This window comes from Dietzia sp. UBA5065, from assembly GCA_002415925.1.
In the GTDB taxonomy this organism is placed as follows: domain Bacteria; phylum Actinomycetota; class Actinomycetes; order Mycobacteriales; family Mycobacteriaceae; genus Dietzia.
This window is the reverse complement of sequence record DIAZ01000001.1, coordinates 24,295-27,319: the sequence shown is the minus strand read 5'-3', so window position 1 is coordinate 27,319 and position 3,025 is coordinate 24,295. Positions and strand designations below refer to the sequence as shown.

General features: G+C 74.6%; 5 protein-coding genes. 4 read left to right on the top strand and 1 reads right to left on the bottom strand.

Features of this window, described 5'->3' with window-relative positions; all coding sequences use genetic code 11:
• The coding region (locus tag B4M60_RS00155; protein ID WP_291079341.1) for a cytochrome P450 at positions 1-287 on the top strand (287 nt) is incomplete at its 5' end.
• A 65-nt stretch (positions 288-352) separates the two neighbouring features.
• Positions 353-964: a putative glycolipid-binding domain-containing protein gene (locus B4M60_RS00150; RefSeq protein ID WP_291079340.1), complete on the top strand. Its 612-nt coding sequence runs from the start codon at positions 353-355 to the stop codon at positions 962-964.
• On the opposite strand, the gene B4M60_RS00145 is transcribed toward B4M60_RS00150, so the two are convergent.
• The gene (locus B4M60_RS00145; RefSeq protein WP_291079339.1) at positions 948-1,913 is read right to left on the bottom strand and encodes a prephenate dehydrogenase; all 966 of its coding nucleotides are present in this window, start codon (positions 1,911-1,913) and stop codon (positions 948-950) included. The genes B4M60_RS00150 and B4M60_RS00145 overlap by 17 nt on opposite strands.
• 36 nt (positions 1,914-1,949) lie before the next feature.
• Between B4M60_RS00145 and B4M60_RS00140 the strand changes: the two genes are divergently transcribed.
• Together B4M60_RS00140 and B4M60_RS00135 are read left to right on the top strand one after the other, a co-directional pair.
• Positions 1,950-2,501 (top strand): tRNA adenosine deaminase-associated protein, encoded by a 552-nt coding sequence (locus tag B4M60_RS00140; RefSeq protein ID WP_291079338.1) that lies wholly within the window; start codon positions 1,950-1,952, stop codon positions 2,499-2,501.
• A 74-nt stretch (positions 2,502-2,575) separates the two neighbouring features.
• Entirely contained in the window at positions 2,576-3,010 is a 435-nt protein-coding gene (locus tag B4M60_RS00135; RefSeq protein ID WP_291079354.1) for a nucleoside deaminase, read from the top strand.
• Positions 3,011-3,025 lie beyond the last annotated feature (15 nt).

The window sequence follows — 3,025 nt, the reverse complement described above, 5'->3', positions numbered from 1 at the left end:
TCGTCCTGGCCCACCGCGCCCCCGCCGCGTATCCGCGCCCGGCGGACTTCGACCCCGAGCGGTTCCTCGGCGACGTCCCGACCCCCACCACCTGGCTGCCGTTCGGCGGCGGCGCGCGGCGGTGCATCGGCGCCTCGTTCGCGATGATGGAGGGTGAGGTGATCCTCCGGCAGGTGCTGGGGCGCTACCGGCTCGAGCCCGTGGGCAGCGGCCGGGAATGGCCCAGGGCACGCAATGTGACGCTGTATCCGTGGCGGCGTGCCCGTCTGGACCTGCGTCCGCGATGACGGCCGGGCGGGCGGGAGCGGACTCAAATGTGCTTTATAGCGCGGACTTTCCTACCGTAGGAGGGGTGAACGCTCCCCAGTCGACCTCGCCGCAGACCGAAGCGCAACGCGCTTCGGGTCCCCGCATGTACACGTGGATCTCCGAGACCGGGAGATTGATCGAGCAGGTGAGGATCGTCCCCAAGGGTGAGTCCACCCGGGCCCGTGGTCGGATCGTCTCCGCCGCGCATTCGGATCACCGGGCCTTCTCGGTGGAGTACGAGGCCGAGATCGGCTCGGATCGCGCGCCCCGCCGGGTCCAGCTCACCGTGTCGACGGAGGAGTACGAGCGCACCATCGACCTGGTCCGCGTCGACGACGGGTCCTGGCTGCTGGACGATCCCACCGACACCCGGTCGCGGGTGGGCGGCGAGGGCGTCCTCGACGTGGACATCACCTTCAGCGTGTACTTCGCCAGCGTCATCATCCGGCGGCTCGACCTGCACTCCCAGCCCGGCTCGGTCGAGCAGCGGGTCCTGTCGGTGGACTCCATGACGCTGGAGGTCACCGAGGACTCCGTCACCTTCTCCAGCGACGACGAGAAGGTCCACGGCATCACGGCCACCGCGGCCACGAGCGCGACGGTCGACCCCGACGGGTTCATCCTCGACGTCGCCGGGCTCAGCCGGCGGGTCTGACCTCCCGGCCCGCGGACCCCGCCTCGCGCAAGGCCTCGAGCCACCCCGGTGCGCCCGGGGTCACGGTCACCGCCGCCCGGCCGCCCGGGGCGTCGCCCCCGCCGGCCGGCCGCGCGGCCTCGTAGGCGAGCCGCGCGCGGTGCCCCTCGTCGACCAGCGGGCCCAGCGTTCCCGTCGAGGCCAGCGAGTCCCGCGCGGCGCCGAGGTCGGCCAGGCAGTCGTCGAGCGCGGCCACCAGCGCGTCCCGGTTGGGCTCGCAGATCGCCCGCACCAGCGCGGGCGCGGTTCCGGCCACCCGGGTGCCGTCCCGGAACGACCCGGCCGCCAACGCCAGGGCCAGGTCCCCGCCCCGGCCGCCGGCCAGCGCGAGCGCCTCGGCCAGGACGTGCCCCAGGTGGGAGATCCGGGCGACCGCCGCGTCGTGGTCGGCGGAGGTGGACGCCACCACCCGGGCGCCGCTGTCCAGCGCCATCCGCGCCACCCGCGACCAGGTGTCGGGGTCGGCGTCGTCGTCCGCCGCCACGAGCCACGTCGCGCCGCGGAAGAGCTCCGGGTCGGTGGCGCCCCACCCGGAGTGGGCGGTGCCGGCCATGGGGTGGCCCCCCACGAAGCGCGCGCCCAGCCCCCGCGCGCGCACCGCGTCCAGGACCGGGCCCTTGACGCTCACGACGTCGGTGAGGGCGACCCCGGGAGCGTGCTCGGCCACCGCGTCCAGGACTGCGCCGAGGGCGGGGAGGGGGACCCCGACGACGACGAGGGCGTCCCGCCGCGCGGCCCGGCGGAGCGTGTCGGCCAGATCCGTGGAGACGTCGAATCCCGCCTCCGAGGCCGCGGATGCGGTGGGGGCCGACCGGTTCCAGCCGAACGCCCGCGTCGGCCCCAGGACCCGCAGCAACGAGCCGCCGATCAGGCCGACCCCGAGCACGCACACGTCCGCCGTCACCGTCACCTGACAAGGTTCTCACAGCAGACTACGGTTGAGTCCATGGCCAGCTCCCCCGACCGAAGTCCCCGCGACAGTGACGGCCGTGGCGACAACCGCGACGAGGACGACGCCGTCACCGGCTACGCGCTCGGGGTCCTCCAGGAGGGCGGGGCCTGGCAGATCACCCGCCTCGACGACTCGGCGCTCACCAGTCTCGACGACGCCGCGAGGCAGGTCCGCTCGTTGCGCACCGAGGGCGCCTCGTTCGGGCTCGTGGACGTGGACCACGAGTTCTTTGTGATCCTGCGGCCCGGACCCTCCGGGATGCGGCTCATGCTCTCCGACGCCACCGCGTCCCTGGACTACGACCTCGCGGCCGACGTGCTCGACGAGCTCAACGTGGACGTGCCCGACATGTCCGACCAGGAACTCGAGGACACCGACCCGTGGGGCGAGGGTGACATGGCGATCCTCGAGGACCTGGGACTGCCGTCCGGGGTCCTGGAGATCATCGTGTCCGAGACCGACCTCTACGCCGACGAGCAGCTGCAGTCGGTGGCCGAGCGGATGGGCTTCGGCGACGAGCTCGAGCGGCACCTGCCGGACTCGTGATCCGGGGCGGCGGTGACCCCGCCCCGGCGCCCGACCCCGCCCGCGCGGGCGGGGGGCGGGCGGAAGACCGGGCCCTGGTCCGCCGGGCGCTCGAGGTGGCCGCGGGGACGCCAGGGGAGGACGTTCCCGTCGGCGCGATCGTGGTGGGCCCGGACGGGCGTGAGCTGGCCGCCGCCACCAACCGCCGGGAGGCCGACGGGGATCCGCTCGCGCACGCGGAGGTCCTGGCCCTGCGCGGCGCGGCCCGGGCCCTGGGCGACGGTTGGCGCCTCGAGGACTGCACCCTCGTGGTGACCCTCGAACCGTGCACGATGTGCGCGGGGGCGGCCGTGGCGGCGCGGGTCGGGCGCATCGTCTTTGGTGCGTGGGAGCCCCGGACGGGCGCCTGCGGATCGCTGTGGGACGTGGTCCGCGACCGGCGGCTGGTCCACCGGCCCGAGGTGCGCGGCGGGGTGCTAGAGGCCGAGTGCGCCGCGCTGCTCGAGGAGTTCTTCCGCTCCCGGCGGTGACGTTGCGCCGCTCGC